The 16231-nt window shown below is 49.9% G+C and carries 16 protein-coding genes; 4 read left to right on the top strand and 12 right to left on the bottom strand.

Going from position 1 to position 16231, the window contains the following annotated elements:
- The first annotated feature begins 67 nt into the window (after positions 1–67).
- Positions 68–358, top strand: a complete 291-nt coding sequence (locus CZ787_RS17260) for a hypothetical protein (protein ID WP_087111549.1) — start codon at positions 68–70, stop codon at positions 356–358.
- Between the two features lie 237 nt (positions 359–595).
- Here CZ787_RS17260 and CZ787_RS17270 read toward each other — a convergent pair whose 3' ends face one another.
- Complete coding sequence (locus CZ787_RS17270; protein WP_087111553.1) at positions 596–1165, bottom strand: putative glycolipid-binding domain-containing protein; 570 nt, start codon at positions 1163–1165, stop codon at positions 596–598.
- A gap of 123 nt (positions 1166–1288) precedes the next feature.
- Between CZ787_RS17270 and CZ787_RS17275 the strand changes: the two genes are divergently transcribed.
- Positions 1289–2206 (top strand): hypothetical protein, encoded by a 918-nt coding sequence (locus CZ787_RS17275; protein WP_087111555.1) that lies wholly within the window; start codon positions 1289–1291, stop codon positions 2204–2206.
- 144 nt (positions 2207–2350) lie between these two features.
- Here CZ787_RS17275 and CZ787_RS17280 read toward each other — a convergent pair whose 3' ends face one another.
- From CZ787_RS17280 to CZ787_RS17295, 4 genes are all read right to left on the bottom strand, one after another.
- Positions 2351–2914 carry a cysteine hydrolase family protein gene (locus CZ787_RS17280; protein WP_254908649.1) on the bottom strand — a complete coding sequence of 188 codons (564 nt, stop codon included), beginning with the start codon at positions 2912–2914 and terminating at the stop codon, positions 2351–2353.
- 91 nt (positions 2915–3005) lie between these two features.
- Positions 3006–3452, bottom strand: coding sequence for a hypothetical protein (locus tag CZ787_RS17285; protein WP_087111559.1), 447 nt, complete (start codon positions 3450–3452; stop codon positions 3006–3008).
- Positions 3453–3601: 149 nt separating this feature from the next.
- Complete coding sequence (locus tag CZ787_RS17290) at positions 3602–4063, bottom strand: hypothetical protein (protein ID WP_087111561.1); 462 nt, start codon at positions 4061–4063, stop codon at positions 3602–3604.
- Between the two features lie 120 nt (positions 4064–4183).
- Positions 4184–5623 (bottom strand): alkaline phosphatase, encoded by a 1440-nt coding sequence (locus tag CZ787_RS17295; RefSeq protein WP_087111674.1) that lies wholly within the window; start codon positions 5621–5623, stop codon positions 4184–4186.
- 235 nt (positions 5624–5858) lie between these two features.
- Between CZ787_RS17295 and CZ787_RS17300 the strand changes: the two genes are divergently transcribed.
- Entirely contained in the window at positions 5859–6944 is a 1086-nt protein-coding gene (locus CZ787_RS17300; RefSeq protein ID WP_087111563.1) for a PA0069 family radical SAM protein, read from the top strand.
- Positions 6945–7097: 153 nt separating this feature from the next.
- Here CZ787_RS17300 and gadC read toward each other — a convergent pair whose 3' ends face one another.
- From gadC to CZ787_RS17330, 6 genes are all read right to left on the bottom strand, one after another.
- Positions 7098–8636, bottom strand: coding sequence for a glutamate:gamma-aminobutyrate antiporter (gene gadC / locus CZ787_RS17305; RefSeq protein WP_087111565.1), 1539 nt, complete (start codon positions 8634–8636; stop codon positions 7098–7100).
- Positions 8637–8734: 98 nt separating this feature from the next.
- A complete protein-coding gene (locus CZ787_RS17310; protein WP_087111567.1) occupies positions 8735–10132 on the bottom strand; it encodes a glutamate decarboxylase in 1398 nt (465 codons plus the stop codon).
- A gap of 715 nt (positions 10133–10847) precedes the next feature.
- A complete protein-coding gene (locus CZ787_RS17315; protein WP_087111569.1) occupies positions 10848–11078 on the bottom strand; it encodes a hypothetical protein in 231 nt (76 codons plus the stop codon).
- Positions 11079–11088: 10 nt separating this feature from the next.
- Complete coding sequence (locus CZ787_RS17320; protein WP_087111571.1) at positions 11089–12273, bottom strand: Na/Pi symporter; 1185 nt, start codon at positions 12271–12273, stop codon at positions 11089–11091.
- Between the two features lie 181 nt (positions 12274–12454).
- Positions 12455–13075: a histidine phosphatase family protein gene (locus CZ787_RS17325; RefSeq protein ID WP_087111573.1), complete on the bottom strand. Its 621-nt coding sequence runs from the start codon at positions 13073–13075 to the stop codon at positions 12455–12457.
- Between the two features lie 110 nt (positions 13076–13185).
- Complete coding sequence (locus CZ787_RS17330; protein ID WP_140399007.1) at positions 13186–13368, bottom strand: hypothetical protein; 183 nt, start codon at positions 13366–13368, stop codon at positions 13186–13188.
- Positions 13369–13711: 343 nt separating this feature from the next.
- Here CZ787_RS17330 and CZ787_RS17335 point away from each other — a divergent pair, with 343 nt between their 5' ends.
- On the top strand, positions 13712–14023 hold the full coding sequence (locus CZ787_RS17335; protein WP_087111577.1) for a winged helix-turn-helix domain-containing protein: 312 nt from the start codon (positions 13712–13714) through the stop codon (positions 14021–14023).
- Between the two features lie 20 nt (positions 14024–14043).
- Here CZ787_RS17335 and CZ787_RS17340 read toward each other — a convergent pair whose 3' ends face one another.
- A complete protein-coding gene (locus tag CZ787_RS17340) occupies positions 14044–16221 on the bottom strand; it encodes a heavy metal translocating P-type ATPase (protein ID WP_254908650.1) in 2178 nt (725 codons plus the stop codon).
- Between the last annotated feature and the right edge of the window lie 10 nt (positions 16222–16231).

Raw genomic sequence — 16231 nt, forward strand, 5'->3', positions numbered from 1 at the left:
ATTTGAAACCCTCCTGTGAGTGACACCGGCGCTTTTTTTGTAGAGTGCGAAGTCGAGATACCGCACCATGTTCCCTAGGCTGGATGTTAGTGGCCGGCACAGAGCGCGTGTATCCGCTATTGTGCTGGGCGATGATCCCAGCGTTTTACCTACCCTGATCCAGGAGCGCTTTCCTAGCGCGCATCCCGAAAATGCTGGCGTGGATTTCTCTGCCATCATTGAACAAGTGATTACGCTCATTGAAGCATCTGAAAATAAAATTAAACTGCCTCAGGATATTCAAAGTGCTGTCTTTCAGGAACGTGTTTGGAAAGCGCTTAGCCCAATCTCTACCGATAAATACTGTGAGCAAAGATAAGGCCAGCTATTTGCCAACCCTATTAGCTCATTGTTTTAATTTAACAAGATAACGCCCTCGAAATGCTATTTTCGCTTTACAAGCACAACGTATTCACGCAAGCCACGTCCTGAAATATCAACCCTTTTAACACATGGAACAAATAACACGGCAAGCGCATTACCGTTGAAGTTATCGAGCGTATCGACACTATTACCATCAACTTCACTTATATCGAGTGGTAACGACAAAAAATGGTTATTCAACACGCTCTTCTCGCCACAAGAGCGGATAGTTAGATACAAAACCCGATGATTTTACTGTTAATTCCGTTTCAAATGCTCCGCCACTGGATGAGTAGTGAAATATTGACTCTGATTGCCGGGTGTAACGTTGAGGTAGCTTTTCTAACGTCAGCTCTGGAAATGTTAACCAAGCAGCGACTGCCTGCTCGGAGTCTCCTATAGCCATATCGCATCGCCTGATAGGCAGCAAATTAGTCGCTGGTGAAAAGGCGAGATCAACGTCAATACACCCTTCAACCTGAGGTTGCTCAACCCCGTTCAACGTCCACACATTGCCAGGCTCGACCATAAGTACCACGTCAATCGGCTCATCATTAATGTTACCGGCCACATGCACTTCTTGCGTTTTCCAAGCCGCATCGCACACGACTCTGTAGGAGAGCAAGCACTTGTTGCCCTCGGCTACGAAGATGGAAGTTCCTGTCAGCAGGTGGCCTCTTTCGCCGCTGCTCACGTTGCATAACTCGTGTCCTGGCAGGTCCAACCGCTGCCAGACAATCGTATCTTTGGTTGGCATCGTCATAAATTCCGAACCTTACTCCTATCAATCACCCTATGCGGCGGAATCACTCAAGCCAGTTCAACCTTACTAAAGTTAGCTTATAAATGGCCGATAACGTCTATTAATAACAACGAAGGATCGACCATGAAGATCGGATTTTCCAATTTTATGTTGATAGGTACCCGTCACGAATCTTCGTCCGCTTTGAAGGTGTCTCGGGTCGCAAGCCAAAAGAGCCCGATGGTGGCAGCACCGGATGCTGACGATGCACTGACTAAACGCCTTAAAAAGCAGAAAGAGGCGTTTGAGCAACTGGCGGCCCTGCCCAGCCCAAAAGAGTCAGCGATGCAAAATGCTTCGCAGAAAGTCGGCTTTTTAAAGCAGCGGCTAGAAACACTTAAAGCGATGATGCGCTTCGCATCACCAGAACAGCTCAAATCCATGGCTAAAGAGCTTAAAAGCATCGCACGCGAGCTAGGTGTGGCAGCGCGGCAATTAAATGATAGCGGCGGTGGTAGCGCTGGTCCTTCTGTCACGCCTACGGTAACGAGCGCCCAGCCAACAAGCAGTGTCACCCCTACCGCTTCTTCTGACAGTGCTGAAAACGGCAGCGCCGATACACAAGCTGACGCTCAAGCCGCCAACGCGATGCTCGCCAGTGCGGAGGCGACCATGGCGAACCAGGATGATGAACAGAGCGAGCAAGCGCAGGGTGCAGCCACCACGACCAATGACGCGCCAAAGGCCGTAATCACCTCTTTGCAACCGCAGGATGATCGCCGTTCTCAAGGAATTAGCGCCAGCGAACACGCTCTACGCAGTATTTTGATCGACACAAAAAAAGAGCTTCAGGAAGCGATGAACGAGCTAAAGATTCGCCTACGTCAAGAGGATAAAGAAGCCCGCCGAGAGCTTAAAAAGGCGGAAGAAGATATGAGCAAACTTGACCGTATACTGGCCCAGTCAACCTCCAATGCACTCTACTCTTCGCTAGGCCAAATACTATCTACTACCGTGAACAGTGCCAGCGTAGTCACGGGTAGCATTAGTGTGGAAGTTTGACTATTCACTCGTTGCCCTACGGTCATCCGTTCACAGCACCGTTGCTGAAAAGGCACGCAGTGCAATGTTACTTTGAATATGTACTAGCATGAGCACAGGTTATGGGCGCTGTTGCAGTGTACAAAGTCATGAACTTTATTTGAGTTAACTAACTATTAACAGCACTTCATCAGTGCGTGTAATCACCGCATACTCCCCTTCCAGATTCGCCAGTGACATAGCATGCACTTCATCCGCCGTGCGATAAGTGCCTGCGTAATCCTGCTTAGCAAAGGTAAACGTGGCATCGGCGACGACGTGGGTATCAAAGCCAAGATTACCGGCCGTGCGAGCGGTGGCTTCAACCGAATTGCTGGTACTCACACCGACGATAACCAGCCGCTTGATCTCGCGAGCGTGAAGCCAGCGCTCTAAGCCTGAGTGGGTAAATGCACAGGGTATGTTCTTTTCCACTACGTGCTCTTTAGGTTGCGGGACTAGTGCGGGCTGGAACTCTGCGCCTGGCTGTCCCGGCCAGAACGGCGAGCCGGGGGTCCGAGAGATATGCCGTACATGCACCACCGGCCAGCATGTACTACGCCACTTTGTAAGCAGGCGCTGGATATTTTCTTCCACATTAGGGTTATTGCGCTCGCCAGCGGCAGGGTCGCTCATACCCCGCTGCATATCGATGATCATCAGAGCGACAGGTTGATTACTCGTTACCAATTCAACATCCTCTTTTATAGGCTTCTTGGATCAGGCGTAAATCCAAGTACTTACGTGAAAACTGTGCGTTACTAGCCGCCCCTTCTCAAAATTACTCGAAATACTTCAACCACCTATACAGCTTGCCTAAAAAGCGGGTACCGAGTATTAATCCGATGCTGAGTACAACCACTGCTAGCGAGCCGTAGGCCACTATGCCTCCCCACGCCCATTGGCCAATCGCTGTGCTCAAATGCTGAACGAAAAGATACACACCGATCAAGAAGCTGCCTGCGCGTACCAAGCCCTCCTCGGCAATCGTTAAAGCAGGCTCAGCACGCTCTTCTCCAAGAAATTTATTGGCCAGCGTTACCGCAGAAAACCACAGTACGATACCCGCGATGAAAGGAAGAACAGCAGTGGCTGCGAGCCATGGCAGCCACTGGGCTAGCTCCGCATCGTAGCCTGGACTAAACAGCAGCGGAGATGCGCGTAGCAAAGGCGTAATGGCGAGGTAAATAGCGAGTAATCGAATCAAAAGAATGGAGAAAGGTTTCACGGGCTTACCTTACATTTAAACCTCCAGCATAAGCCAAATTTGGCCCAAAAACCTGGCACCCGATACAACATTGCCTTGGTAATTTCTTACCAAGGCAATGAAGCAGTACGGCTACACTCTGTATAACGGACGAATGTAGAACCGGTTGTTTAACGATCCCGAATGACAATCGGACCAATGGGCGCAACGTTAGGCATGAATAGCATGACTTCGTTAACGTCGTGCATGGGGGCGACAAAATCGGCTTTCCAGGTACCTACGCGTGGGTTCTTGTCTGGTTCGTAGTTAAAGCTCAGCCGCAAGTTGTCTGGCGCGACCACACCTCCATCTTCACGCAGCAGCGAGAACGACTGGTCGCCGAACTCGGCGTAGATCTGCCCGTCAATTCGATCTAGCGGGATATCTTCATAAATGATCTCGCCAGAGTAACCAGGGTAGTCCGTCACGAAACGTACTTCAATATGTAAAACGCCCTCTTTGCGAACAGCTTTATAAGGCTCAGCGTAGGCGTGACCACTGGCGGTGGGCGCGCGTTCAGCATTAAGTGCAAATGCTGGCGTGCTGGCTAGTGTTGTCAATAACAGCAGTGAAAGAGTGTTACGAAGCTTCATATCTGACTCTTTTCGGGGTAGTGAGTGGATTGATAGTTGGCGAAGTGATATCAGGCAGTGGTTACCAACGGAACAGAGCCACCCGAAGGCGGCTCTGTTGTACTTGCAATACGTGGGTATTTACTCAGCTTCGATACCGAAAGCGTTCAGGCCCGCGCGGAATACGTCGGTGTTGTCGATCCAGTAGTGGCTGTCTTCGTCTACTTCATAGCGGGAAAGACCGCCTTCTGCCTGAGCGATGTCGAAGAAGAACTCAGCGCCCGCGCCGTGGGCATACAACGGTACCAGCTCACGCGTGTGGGTATCGGAATGCCAACGTACCAAGGGTAGCGCGCCAGCACCCTGATTAACGATCGGGCTATAGGCATTCACATCAGAGTCAGGACCTTGAAGCAAACCGTTACCGTGATCAGTCGTTACAATGATCAAGGTATCGTCCCAGGAACTGTTGTTTTCTACCCACTCAACGGCCGCCTCCACAGCTTCGTTGAAGTCGATTTGCTCTTCGATAATACGCGGCAGGTTGTTAGCGTGAGCAGCCCAATCCACAGCGCCACCTTCAACCATCAGGAAAAAGCCATTTTCGTTGCCGTTTTCACTGGCGTTGAGCACGTTCAAAGCGCCGCCCGTCAGTGTGGCAAGGCTTGGTGACGTATCCAGTAGATTACCGCCGGTTACGCCGGGGCGGCTGTATTGCAGCGTCTGAATGTTCTGCACCAGGCCCAGTACTTTGTCCTTGGGAAGATCCAACTCACCAGCAGCCAGAGCTTCAAAATCGTCCTTGCTTTCGATAAAGGCGTAATCCGTTTCGCCGCCTACCAAGCGCTGGTAGGTCTCTTCGCCACCGATAAAGCGGAAATCGCTCTCACCGGGGTTATCGACATGCTCGCCGGCTGCATCGTAATAGGGGTGCCCGGTACCGATGGCGACAGTGGCAAGGCCAGAATCGACAATTTCGCGGCCAATTGCTCTATAGTCGTTGCGGCTTACGTTATGGGCCATGAAACCGGCAGGCGTCGCGTGGGAGACCTGCACCGATGAGACAACACCCAGAGCGCGGCCGCTATCAACAGTGTATTCGCCAATATGCTTAAGCGGCTCATCATCGTTGGACCAGTTGATGGCGCTGTTATAGGACTTATGGCCTGAAGCCAGCGCCGTTGCCGCTGCAGCGCTGTCGGTGTAATCAGCCCGAGCGTAGTCGTAACCGGCAAAGTAGCCCTTGTAGTTACCCAGGCTACCTTCGTAAACGGTGTCTACCGCCTCATCGTTCCAGAGCTCGGCTGGTTCAAACGTAACCGTACCGTCATCACTCTTGGTGGGTGTGGTAGAGGTGTTTAACGGATGCATTGCCATGAAAAGCTGTGTGTCAAACTCATCATAAACTTCATGGCCCAGCGCGCCGTGACGGAAGTAACTTGCCGCACGGAACGTCTCGATACCGGTACCATCGGTGATCATCAAAATAACGTTCTTAGCTGTGTTTTCCTGCGCTAATACCGGCGTAACCATGACCGATGCCAGTGCCAACGTGAGTGCATTGCGCGTAAAGTTCTTCATTTTCATCCCTAAAATAAATTTAGCTAATTCGATATCCAACAAATCGTAGCGCCTAAAAATGTCATTTTCATGAACACCAATGAAGGTAAGTCAATTATTTCTAATAAACATGAATCGCAATCAGCAGCCGATCCGTAAAACTGTTCATTGTGGGTTTCGCCTGAGTAACGCTTGCACGCTTGGTCACAACACATATACTGTATATATATACACCAATCTAGAAAGAGGCAGGCGTATGGCGTCTCTCGGCAAATCACCAATACGGACCACCGTGCACAAAGGCCGCGGGGCAACCTATGACCCGCACAACCGCTTTGCCCCAACCCATAGCGTGGCAGAAGACGACGGATGGTGGCGCGAAGAGACTTCCCCCACACGGGCAACTGAAGTACGCGAAGAAACCAGTAAGAGTGCGCTTTCCTGGAACCGGTCGCCAGACTTACCTTTTGATCGCTCATTGAACCCTTACCGAGGTTGTGAACATGGCTGTGTTTACTGCTATGCCCGCCCTTCTCATGCCTATTGGGATCAGTCGCCGGGGCTTGATTTTGAAACCAGGCTGATTGCAAGAAATGGCCTGGTTGAGCGATTAAGTGAGGAGTTTTGCAAGCCTGGATACGTCTGCCGACCAATCAATCTCTCTGGTAATACCGATTGTTACCAGCCACTAGAAGCCAAGCGCCAATTAACGCGCCAGTTGCTTGAGCTATTATTGGCTTGCCGCCATCCAGTCACTATTGTGACCAAAAGCACGTTAGTGTTACGGGATATGGATATGCTGGCTGAGATGGCCGAACACCGCCTGGTGCGCGTATTTATTAGCCTGACCAGCCTGGACGCCAATATGAAACGCACGCTTGAACCTCGTGCGGCCTCTCCTCAAGCGCGTTTAAAAGTTATCCGTGAGCTTAATACTGCAGGCATTCCCGTCGGGACACTTGTTTCTCCGGTCATACCCGGATTAACGGATCATGAAATAGAGCGGATTCTTGAGGCCGCCAGCCGTGCTGGCGCACGAACGGCGTCCTGGATGCTGCTGCGCTTGCCCCATGAAGTCGCTCCACTCTTTGAAGCCTGGCTGGAAGCCCATTACCCAGAGCGTGCGGCCAAGGTAATGAGCCTGATTCGCCAATGCCGGGGCGGCAAGGCCTACGACGCTCAGTTCGGTAAGCGCTTTCGCGGCGAAGGTATTTTTGCCGATATGATTGCACAACGCTTTAATCGCGCCAGCCGCCAGTGGAACTTTCAATCTCGTTCCGAGCAAGGGCTGAATACCCGAGACTTTCGCCCGCCCAACGCTCAGGGCGATCTTTTTTATTAAAGCCCATGAAAAAGGCATTTGCCTGACATACTCTCAGCTTACTGAAAGTGCCAAACAAATGCCTGAGTGATTAATACTGTTGTTTTTCGCTATTCGTCATAGCTCTGCTTAAAATCTAATGGACCACATTTCTAAACATCCTTTCATGGTTCATCAATGCAGTTTTTCTCCATCAACAACGATGTGATGCGTACTGCGGGCTTTGGGATGAATAAAGTAGTGACCTTCGGGCGCTGTATGGGGCTTGATGTGGTGTAGTTTAAGGTTTTTTGGCGCAGCGCTTTTATTATGCACTCCATAAATAATAAACGGAATCGCTAGCACTACAAGGAAACAGCCGATCAGCAAACCGGTATAAACTTCGTTAGACTCTTTTCCTGGCAACCCCGTGGGAGGAAAGAAGGAGACGACAAAAGCAACTAAAGAAGTAAGTAACCCCACCACTGCAACAGCAATTTTTATTTTGTTACCGCCTGGGATATTGAAGGTACGTTGATTTTCAGGCTGTTTTCGAACAAGGGTAATGTAAGCCAGGAATAGCATAAAGTAGCTGCACAGATAGATAACGACTGTTAGCGCTAGCGCAATCAGGAAGGACATATTATTTCCTCCCCCCGTATTCGTCAAAACAATCAATGCGATAGTTGTAATGATTAACTGAGAAATAACCAACGCCACCGGCACTCCGTTCTTGTTTACTTTAGCAAAACGCGCCGGCAAGATACCCTGCTGCGCGGTTACCAACATACCGCGTGATGGTCCAACAATCCATGCGGCTATTTCAGCCAGCACACCCAGCAACAGCAGCGCAGCAATAATCCGAATAGCCCATTCAAAATGGCTGCCAAAGTGGTTAATCAACACACTGAACGTTTGCATCACGCCCGCAGATAAGTTGATTTGCTCGTGAGGAATAACAGACGCAATTGTCAACCCACCGAGTGAACTTAAGAGAATGGCAGAAACCATAAGAAACAACATGGCGAGAGGATAATCACGACCGGGGTTTTTCATCTCATTGACATGGGTAGCCGACGCTTCAACCCCCATATAACTCAGTATAAAAGCGACAAACACCACCAGGGTGCTCATACTACCGAAGGTGGGAAAAAACGTCTGTGCACTCATTTCAATAGCGACCGGCGCACCTGAATGAAGATATAAAATGGCAAGCCCAATTAAGATAAAAGCGGGCAGTAGAATACCTGCAAAAAAGCCTAGCTTTGCAATCCGCGCCGTATTCTTGGTACCGCCAAACTGAGTTAACGCTAACCCCCACAATATAATCAACGCCGCAATCGTCTTGACTATCGGGTCGCTATTCAGTGCAGGCCAATTAAGAATGTAAGAGAGTGCGCCTAGCACAAAATAAAGCATAGGAATAAAGCCAACAGCAATTTGCAAATATCCAAAGGAGATTGCCGCAAACCCCCATCGTTCACCTAGCGTTTTGGATACCCACGTAAAAACCCCACCCTCTTCCCAGCCTTTAACTGTCGCCATTTCTGCTGCGCAAAGTCCTACCGGAATAAACCACAGAACCCCACCAAGAATAAGAAAGAAGACCAGAGAGAAACCCGATGTTGCAAAGGTAGGATATTCATATACCGCCATTACCATTGAAGCCGTTATCGCGAAGAAACCCAATAACGAAAGCTGCTTTGGCGCGGCTGTCGATTGTGTATTATCCATATTTATTCCCCGAAGAAACGAATTATTAATCCGTCATTCTTTTATTCGCTATTTAGAGCGGCGATGTCTAGCCGCTCTAACAACCAAAAAGTCTCAAATCAGGAATGATTAAAGCCGCTGGCTTCATCTTCTGACAATGGATTAACCACGGGATGATTTTCAAAATGCTGAAGCGATCGCTTCATATCTTCAATTAACAAGCAGCCTAGATCGTAGCTCACCCCATGACGAACAAGGATACGCTGGACAACCAAGTCTTCACGGTGAGCTGGCATAGAATAAGCGGGGACTTGCCAGCCGCGCGAACGTAATTTGTCGGCCAGGTCATAGAGCGTATAACCGCCAATATTTGCGCCTTCTTTCAGCTTCCATGCCAACGCAGGAATACCTTCATTGCTGTTCCCATCAAAGAGGATTTCGAAGGGACCTAGCTTACCAATCTCGTCCGCAATATGTTGCGCAGTAGCGTAACAGGCATTATGGATTTTGGCGTAACCTTCACGCCCAAGTCGCAGGAAGTTGTAGTACTGCGCAATGATTTGCCCACCGGGGCGCGAAAAATTGAGCGCGAATGTCGGCATATCACCGCCGAGATAGTTAACGTTAAAAATGAGCTCTTCGGGCAAGTCTATTGCTTCACGCCAGATCACCCAGCCAGCTCCCAAAGGTGCAAGCCCAAATTTGTGGCCAGACGTGTTAATTGACTTCACTCTCGGGAGTTGGAAGTCCCACACTAGATCTGGCGCGCAGAACGGAGCCAAAAAGCCCCCGCTAGCACCGTCAACGTGTATAGGAATATCCAAGCCGGTTTTTTGTTGTAATTGATCCAGTGCATCGCTTACGGCTTTTACTGGCTCGTATTGGCAGGTAAAGGTAACGCCCAGCGTTGGTACGACACCAATCGTATTCTCATCAACGCGTTTGATAACTTCCTCTGGGCTCATAATCAAGCGATCGCCTTCCAGCGGAATTTCACGCAGTTCAACATCAAAATAACGGGCAAATTTGTGCCAGCAAATTTGTACCGGCCCACAAATCATATTTGGTTTATCAGTGGGCAGCCCTTTTGCCGCACGTTTTTTCCGCCATTGCCACTTAAGCGCTAACCCACCAAGCATTGCGGCTTCTGAAGAGCCAATCGTCGAGCATCCCATGGTTGTTTCTGGCGAGGGTGAGTTCCAGAGATCTGCTAACATCCTAACGCAGCGTGCTTCGATTTCCGCAGTTTGTGGATATTCATCTTTATCGATCATATTTTTATCGATTGAAAGATCCATCAAATTACGAATTTCATCATCTACCCATGTTTGGCAAAATGTTGCCAAGTTCTGGCGGGAATTTCCATCAAGCATTAATTCGTCACGAATGGCGCTAAATACATTGTGAGGATTACGTTCTTCATCGGGAAACCCGGATTTCGGCAACGATGTCGCCAAGTCAATTGATGCATATACATCGTCATTATCATTACGTGCATTTAACCCTTTGACATCCATCGTACTACCCCCAGTTTTTTATATGGATCACGTTTACTGCTCAAAGATCAGCTAAGACCACCCTATCAAACCATCAAAATTTACTATATCTACATGGGTGGTGCTTTTAGTCTATGACAAAATCTTAAAAATGAAACATCGTAAGTATAATTTAAAAAATTATTTCGCCAAAAAACGCCTATCCACTTGAAACTGCTAAAAATATTACCAACCAAGGCGTAACATTTCTTTCTCGTAGTACCCAACGGGTAGAAAAGTGGTTTAATAACGAGCATAAGAAAACAACCAACTTATCAATAGATTAAAAACCTTGACTCTACAAACATCAAAACAATGGCTCCCACATTAATCTACACAACGGTATAGGATTATCTTCAAGGCCATAGCACGATATGACCATCCAATAAAAACAACTTAAGCCACTGTTTTACAATAAGACATCATGAGTAAAAAGGTATTTTATCCAGCCATCATTCAATGAATACTGGGTGACTCGATCAAGAATTAGAAAAAGAAATATTCAACAAGCAACCATTTGTACCAACGAACAAACAACAATGCTCTGTTGGAAACAAGTTAAGACATGAGATTCACAGGATGGCATGACCTAACTGATCCCATACAAAAAGCATTTGCCTAACATACTCTCAGCTTACTGAAAGTGCCAAACAAATGCCTAAATGAGTAATCCTGTTGTTTTCGCTATTCGTAACGCTTATTTAGGCCGGTGGCGTAGCTCATTGAGCACTAACGTAAAGAAACTACGAATTTCGTTCATTTTGGGTCGTGCTTCTTTAATCAACGTGTCGAAAGGTTCCAGTTCTCGCTCTTGCGCTTCTCTTTGCGCTATCTCCTCTCTTATTTCTTCAATGAGCTCGGAAGAGTCATCCAGCATGGCCTTGAGTTCAGCGGTCGATGTTGACACTAGCTCGTGTTGATTGGTCATGGACGTTTCCTCAAAACAGCGTGGTGAGCGCAATCAGGATGGCTGGCACGGCAATAAATACGCCTAATACCCAAGCAGCGGCGAGTGCTTTTCTTTCTGAGGCGACACGACCTAGCCACTCGGCACCCTTAACAGGCAGTGGTCTTAAAAAAGGTAGGCCAAAAATCACCACAACCGCAAATAGATTAAAGAAGAGATGAACCAGTGCGATTTCCAGCGCCAGTATGGCAGTTGCCCCAGTAATTGCGGTGGCAGCAAGTAGCGCGGTAAACGTCGTGCCAATGTTGGTGCCTAATGTGAAAGGGTAAATCTGACGTAAAGAGAACGCGCCTGACCCAGCTAACGGCACCATTAAGCTTGTGGTGGTAGAGGAAGACTGGACTAAAAACGTCACCACAGCACCAGAAGCAATACCGGCGACGGGGCCACGTCCAATGGCGTTATGCATAATATTTTTTGCCTGCCCTACCATCAGTACTCTCAGCAGTGCGCCGATATAACGAATCGCTAAGAAGATCACGGCAATGCCAAAAATAATCATGGCAACGCCACCAGCAATCGTGGGCAGGTTCATGGCGACACTTTCAACCGAAGAGGTAATCGGCTTTGTTGCCATCCCGACAATATTAATACTGCCCATGGAAAGATCGGCATCGCCGTAAAACAGAAACGCCGTAGCGTTCGCCAGCTTTTCAAGCGGATGAAAAATAAGCTCAATGGGCAGAAAAATCGCCACGGCCAGCAAGTTAAAAAAGTCATGCACCGTTGCGGCAGAGAACGCGCGCCTAAACTCGGCTTTATCACGTACGTGGCCCAGACTTACCAATGTATTGGTGACAGTAGTACCAATATTGGCGCCCATAATCATGGGCACCGCCATAGCGACAGGCAGGCCACCCGCCACAAACGCCACGATAACGGAAGTAACGGTTGAAGATGACTGTATCAGGGCCGTCGCGACAATCCCTATCATCAAACCAACAAAGGGGTTGGTGGCAACTTCAAACAACTGAGCGGCATGGCCGCCCGCGGCAATCTTAAAGCCATTACCTATGATGGATACGGCACAGATCAGGAAATACACCAGCAATGCAAGCGTGAGCCACTGCCTTAGCGTGCCCTTGCGTCGGACTTTTATTCTGCGACCCTGGCTTGGTAAGACCTCTTGCACAGCACTATTAATATTCTCAGCCATTTGCCGCACCCTCCTCGCATGAAGAACGCCAGATACTCACTTACTCGAAGAATGACGGTTATTGGTGACACCGGTGTGACAACAGCGTGGCATTATGATGTTAGAGCCTTGTTTTGCTTTTATAAAAATTTAATAAATATTATTTAATAAGCTATCCCACCAGCTTTTTCAATCAGGCTAATTATTTATAGTAAGCTTTAGAAGCTGACCGAAAGGTTATTCCCTGCACATCGCTGATTTCGTAAATATCATCTAAAACTGTTAGCTTAAAATAAGCACAATCTCCTACTTTAACATGCTGAATATCAAACAATTCATTAAGTAGAAGGCGGATAATGCCGCCATGAGCCACAAGGATGGAAGACGACTCCGTAAGGTCGTGCTTTAGCTTATCAAGTGTGGATAAAACCCTTTTCTTAAAAGCCGAATATGTTTCTGATCCTTCGACGTTACTTTCTTCATCGTTAATTTTTTTAACTTCTTCTGGAAAACAGCGTGCTGCTTCAGATCTAAGCAATCCGCTTAACACTCCATAGCGATTTCGCTCCTGAAAATCAGGAAGCGTTCGGCACGTAATGTTCGTGGCTTCGCTAATAGCAGCGGCGGTTTCTTGCGCCCTGATAAGTGGGCTTGCATATAATGATTCAGCGCCTATTAATTGAAGCGCCCTTGCAACCTCTTTACTTTGTTCTCGCCCGTGCGGCGTCAGGTGATCGTCATAGGAGCCACCGAAACGGTCTTCGATATCGCCGGTGGTTTGACCATGGCGAACCAGGTAGAGCACTTTATGTATGGGTGTCATTGTAATCCTGCTTATTTTTACAAAAGCCGACTACTACAGCACCTTAGAATGACAAAATGATTAATTGACCCAAAAAAAGTTGCACCCCAGAAAGGGCATTCTACTTACGGCTACTCGCGATTAAGCAGGCGAAAGTGCTTTTTTACCTGTTTGTATGGTAATTCCAGACAGATAACTATCCAGCGGGCATCATCCAGACAAATGGCGAGGCAAAGTTCATCCTGCCAGCCGGTTCGCTGATAGAAGTTGCTGGCAGACTCGTTATACCCGGCAGGCGGTACCACATCGGCCATATGCAGCACGCCTTGCCGCAGGGCACTGCCAAGCGCCACTAAAAACGGGTACTACTGCTGACAGCCCTGCCCTCCAATAGGTCGCGCTGAAAAAGCAGTTTACGGCGCTCGTGAATAGAATCGAACAGGTAGGTAGAATGTTTGCCAGGCCGATGACCAATGATCACCCTACATGAGCAGTGCCTTCAGCCGTGAGGTGAAGCGCATCAATCGTCTGCGTTAACGCATGCGACATGGCGTCTTTAAAGAGAGTAGGCATACGTATTAAACGGTGGCTGTGGCAGAGGACGTTCCGTATGCTTTAGTCCGCGCTCATTTATAAGACACTCACACAGTAGATTTTATGACCGACTCTCTCAGCAAGACAAAATCCAGCTTTTATCGACGTCTTTACGTGGCTTACCTGATCGACCAGGGCGTCGCTAGCGTACCTGCGCTCGTGAGCTCCTGCGGCATGCCGCGTCGTACGGCCCAGGATACTATCGCGTCGCTTGCCGAACTGGACATTGAATGCCAGTTTCAGCCGACCCAAGGCGAGCGCCATAACAGTGGTGAATACCGGATTATCAGTTGGGGGCCAATTGACCCTTCCTGGGTCAAAAACCAGGCAAAACGGCTGGCCGAGGAACTGGGTTATCCCTCGCTCTCGTTTTGATTGCCTACTGGTTCAGATGCTCAATCACGCCAGGCAAGCCGGGCGGCATTCAGCGTAACGCTTAATGAACTGGCGACCATGGCCAGTACCGCCACCAGCGGGGGAATGGCCATCACGATCACCAAGCCAAGTGCTAGCGTGTTATAGACGGCCGACAGGGTTAAATTCTGCAACATGACACGCCGAGTTGCCTGAGCAGTGGCAAGCCCCTCAACCAGGCTAGAAACACCCGGTTTGAGTAAATGTGCAGCTGCGCCTTCACGGGCGGCCTCACTGGCGTTGAAAGGAGCTGTCCCAATATCGGCGGCCGCTAGGCTTAAGGTGTCATTAACCCCATCGCCCACAAACATCGTAGGCCCAGGCAGCACCTGAACCAGTCGGGCTTTCGCCTCTGGCGAACGTTCTGCAAAACATGCATTCGGCGCCAGCCCAAGGCGCTCAGCCACCGCCTCAACGGCGCTAGGCCTATCTCCACTCAGCATGACCACCCAGTAATCGGCTTGCAGTGATTGAATACTCGACGCGGCATCCTCATACGGCGTATCTTCAAGATAGAAGCTGCCTAGCCAGCCCAAGGCGTCCGCAAGTACCACTTCAGAGGCGGCAAGTGAGGTATCCGTTTCATATTCAGGCAGCTCAATACCCTGGCTACTTAAAAAGCGCTGGCTGCCGAGCCAAATATCGCCATGTTCTGGCAAGTAAAGGTGCACCCCTTGCCCAGGCACCTCTTCTACCACCTGGGCTTGCCGCGGCACGTATGTCTGGTCAGAGTCCGCCCAACGCTTGAGCGCTTGGGCCAAGGGATGCTGGCTATTGGCTGCCACTTGATACAACGTGGCTTTAACCGCTTGCTCGGTCACCCCTTCACGGCCTACCCAGTTTACTAGCACCGGTTCGCCCTGCGTTAACGTGCCGGTTTTATCCAGGGCAATGGTTTTAACTCTCGCCAGCGTTTCAAGCGCTGCTGGGTCGCGCAAGGCGATCCCCTGGTTTAACAGTCGTCCGCTCCCCGCTAGGCTTGCCAATGGCACGGCCAAACCTACGGCACAGGGGCATGCAACTACCAGTACTGAAAGCGCTCGAACGGCGGCATCTTCAAGGCCAAGCCCTAACATTAGCCCCACCGGCAGAATAGCTATTCCCAGTATTAACGCCACAGGGCTTAACCAGGCAGCAAAGCGGTCGGCGAGTTTTTGCAGTTCGCCCTTTTGCGTCTGGTAATGGCGCATTTGGTCGCGAAGACGATCCAGACGCCGCTCGCCCAAAGCATGGGTGACCGTCATACTGACATCAGCGCTGCCTAGTAACCGACAGCCGGCATAAACCGGCTCGCCTTTAGGAAAGTGACGAGGCGTGCTCTCCCCCGTCAGCGATGCGGTATCCACCCATGCGGCTTCTTCCAAAATGCCGTCCAGCGCAATAAGCTCACCTGGCGTTAGCATTACGCTGGCACTCGGCTGAATCTCCACCAAGGGTTTCACCTGCCACTTGGCGCCCTCCCACACCAGCACCTCATCATTGGGTTGGGACAAGACATCAAGGGCTTTTAACCCGCGATGACGGCACAGCGTTTCCACTAGCCGCCCGCCCAGCAAAAGCACAATGAGCATGACGGCCGTATCAAAATACACCTCGGCAGAGCCGCGCCACAAAAGCCCGAATGACACCATGACCGCAGACCAAACGCCGAGAGTAACCAGCACGTCCATGCCCGGACGTTTGGCACGCAGCGTGCGCAGGCCCGCCCGATAAAACGGCCACCCGGCAAAGGTCACAACGGGGATAGAAAACGCCCCCGACACCCAAGCGACGACCCACTCAACCGTTGAGTTGGGCAACGCTCCTGCGTAAATCAACAGGGATGCCAGCATGGTCCACATGCCAAACACGGCCCCCACCAGCAGGCGTAAACTCAAATAGCGGCTTTCCTGCTCAAGGCGCGCATGCGCGTCCGCACTGGGTTCCAGCTCGGTTAACCGGTAGCCTAGGCGTTTTACTTTAGGGGCCAACGTGTCGAGCGAGATAGCCTCAGCGGCGCCTTTTACCCATAGCGTGGCGGTTGGGTAGTGAACGCTGATGCTATCAACCCCTTTACGGTGGTTAAGCACGCCCTCTACGGCGAGCGCACAACTGGTGCACCACATGCCGTTTAGCGTGTACAGCGCTTCTTTGGCGCTTGGCTCCCCCTGCGCCTGCATCGGTGGCTCT

The sequence above is a fragment of the Halomonas citrativorans genome (assembly GCF_900163645.1).
Classification (GTDB): domain Bacteria; phylum Pseudomonadota; class Gammaproteobacteria; order Pseudomonadales; family Halomonadaceae; genus Vreelandella; species Vreelandella citrativorans.

Bases quoted from the DNA above. Each gene is read 5' to 3' on its own strand.
- CZ787_RS17260 (WP_087111549.1), top strand. From the start codon at position 68: ATGTTCCCTAGGCTGGATGTTAGTGGCCGGCACAGAGCGCGTGTATCC.
- CZ787_RS17270 (WP_087111553.1), bottom strand. From the start codon at position 1,165: ATGACGATGCCAACCAAAGATACGATTGTCTGGCAGCGGTTGGACCTG.
- CZ787_RS17275 (WP_087111555.1), top strand. From the start codon at position 1,289: ATGAAGATCGGATTTTCCAATTTTATGTTGATAGGTACCCGTCACGAA.
- CZ787_RS17290 (WP_087111561.1), bottom strand. From the start codon at position 4,063: ATGAAGCTTCGTAACACTCTTTCACTGCTGTTATTGACAACACTAGCC.
- CZ787_RS17295 (WP_087111674.1), bottom strand. From the start codon at position 5,623: ATGAAGAACTTTACGCGCAATGCACTCACGTTGGCACTGGCATCGGTC.
- CZ787_RS17300 (WP_087111563.1), top strand. From the start codon at position 5,859: ATGGCGTCTCTCGGCAAATCACCAATACGGACCACCGTGCACAAAGGC.
- gadC (WP_087111565.1), bottom strand. From the start codon at position 8,636: ATGGATAATACACAATCGACAGCCGCGCCAAAGCAGCTTTCGTTATTG.
- CZ787_RS17310 (WP_087111567.1), bottom strand. From the start codon at position 10,132: ATGGATGTCAAAGGGTTAAATGCACGTAATGATAATGACGATGTATAT.
- CZ787_RS17315 (WP_087111569.1), bottom strand. From the start codon at position 11,078: ATGACCAATCAACACGAGCTAGTGTCAACATCGACCGCTGAACTCAAG.
- CZ787_RS17320 (WP_087111571.1), bottom strand. From the start codon at position 12,273: ATGGCTGAGAATATTAATAGTGCTGTGCAAGAGGTCTTACCAAGCCAG.
- CZ787_RS17325 (WP_087111573.1), bottom strand. From the start codon at position 13,075: ATGACACCCATACATAAAGTGCTCTACCTGGTTCGCCATGGTCAAACC.
- CZ787_RS17330 (WP_140399007.1), bottom strand. From the start codon at position 13,368: ATGGCCGATGTGGTACCGCCTGCCGGGTATAACGAGTCTGCCAGCAAC.
- CZ787_RS17335 (WP_087111577.1), top strand. From the start codon at position 13,712: ATGACCGACTCTCTCAGCAAGACAAAATCCAGCTTTTATCGACGTCTT.
- CZ787_RS17340 (WP_254908650.1), bottom strand. From the start codon at position 16,221: ATGCAGGCGCAGGGGGAGCCAAGCGCCAAAGAAGCGCTGTACACGCTA.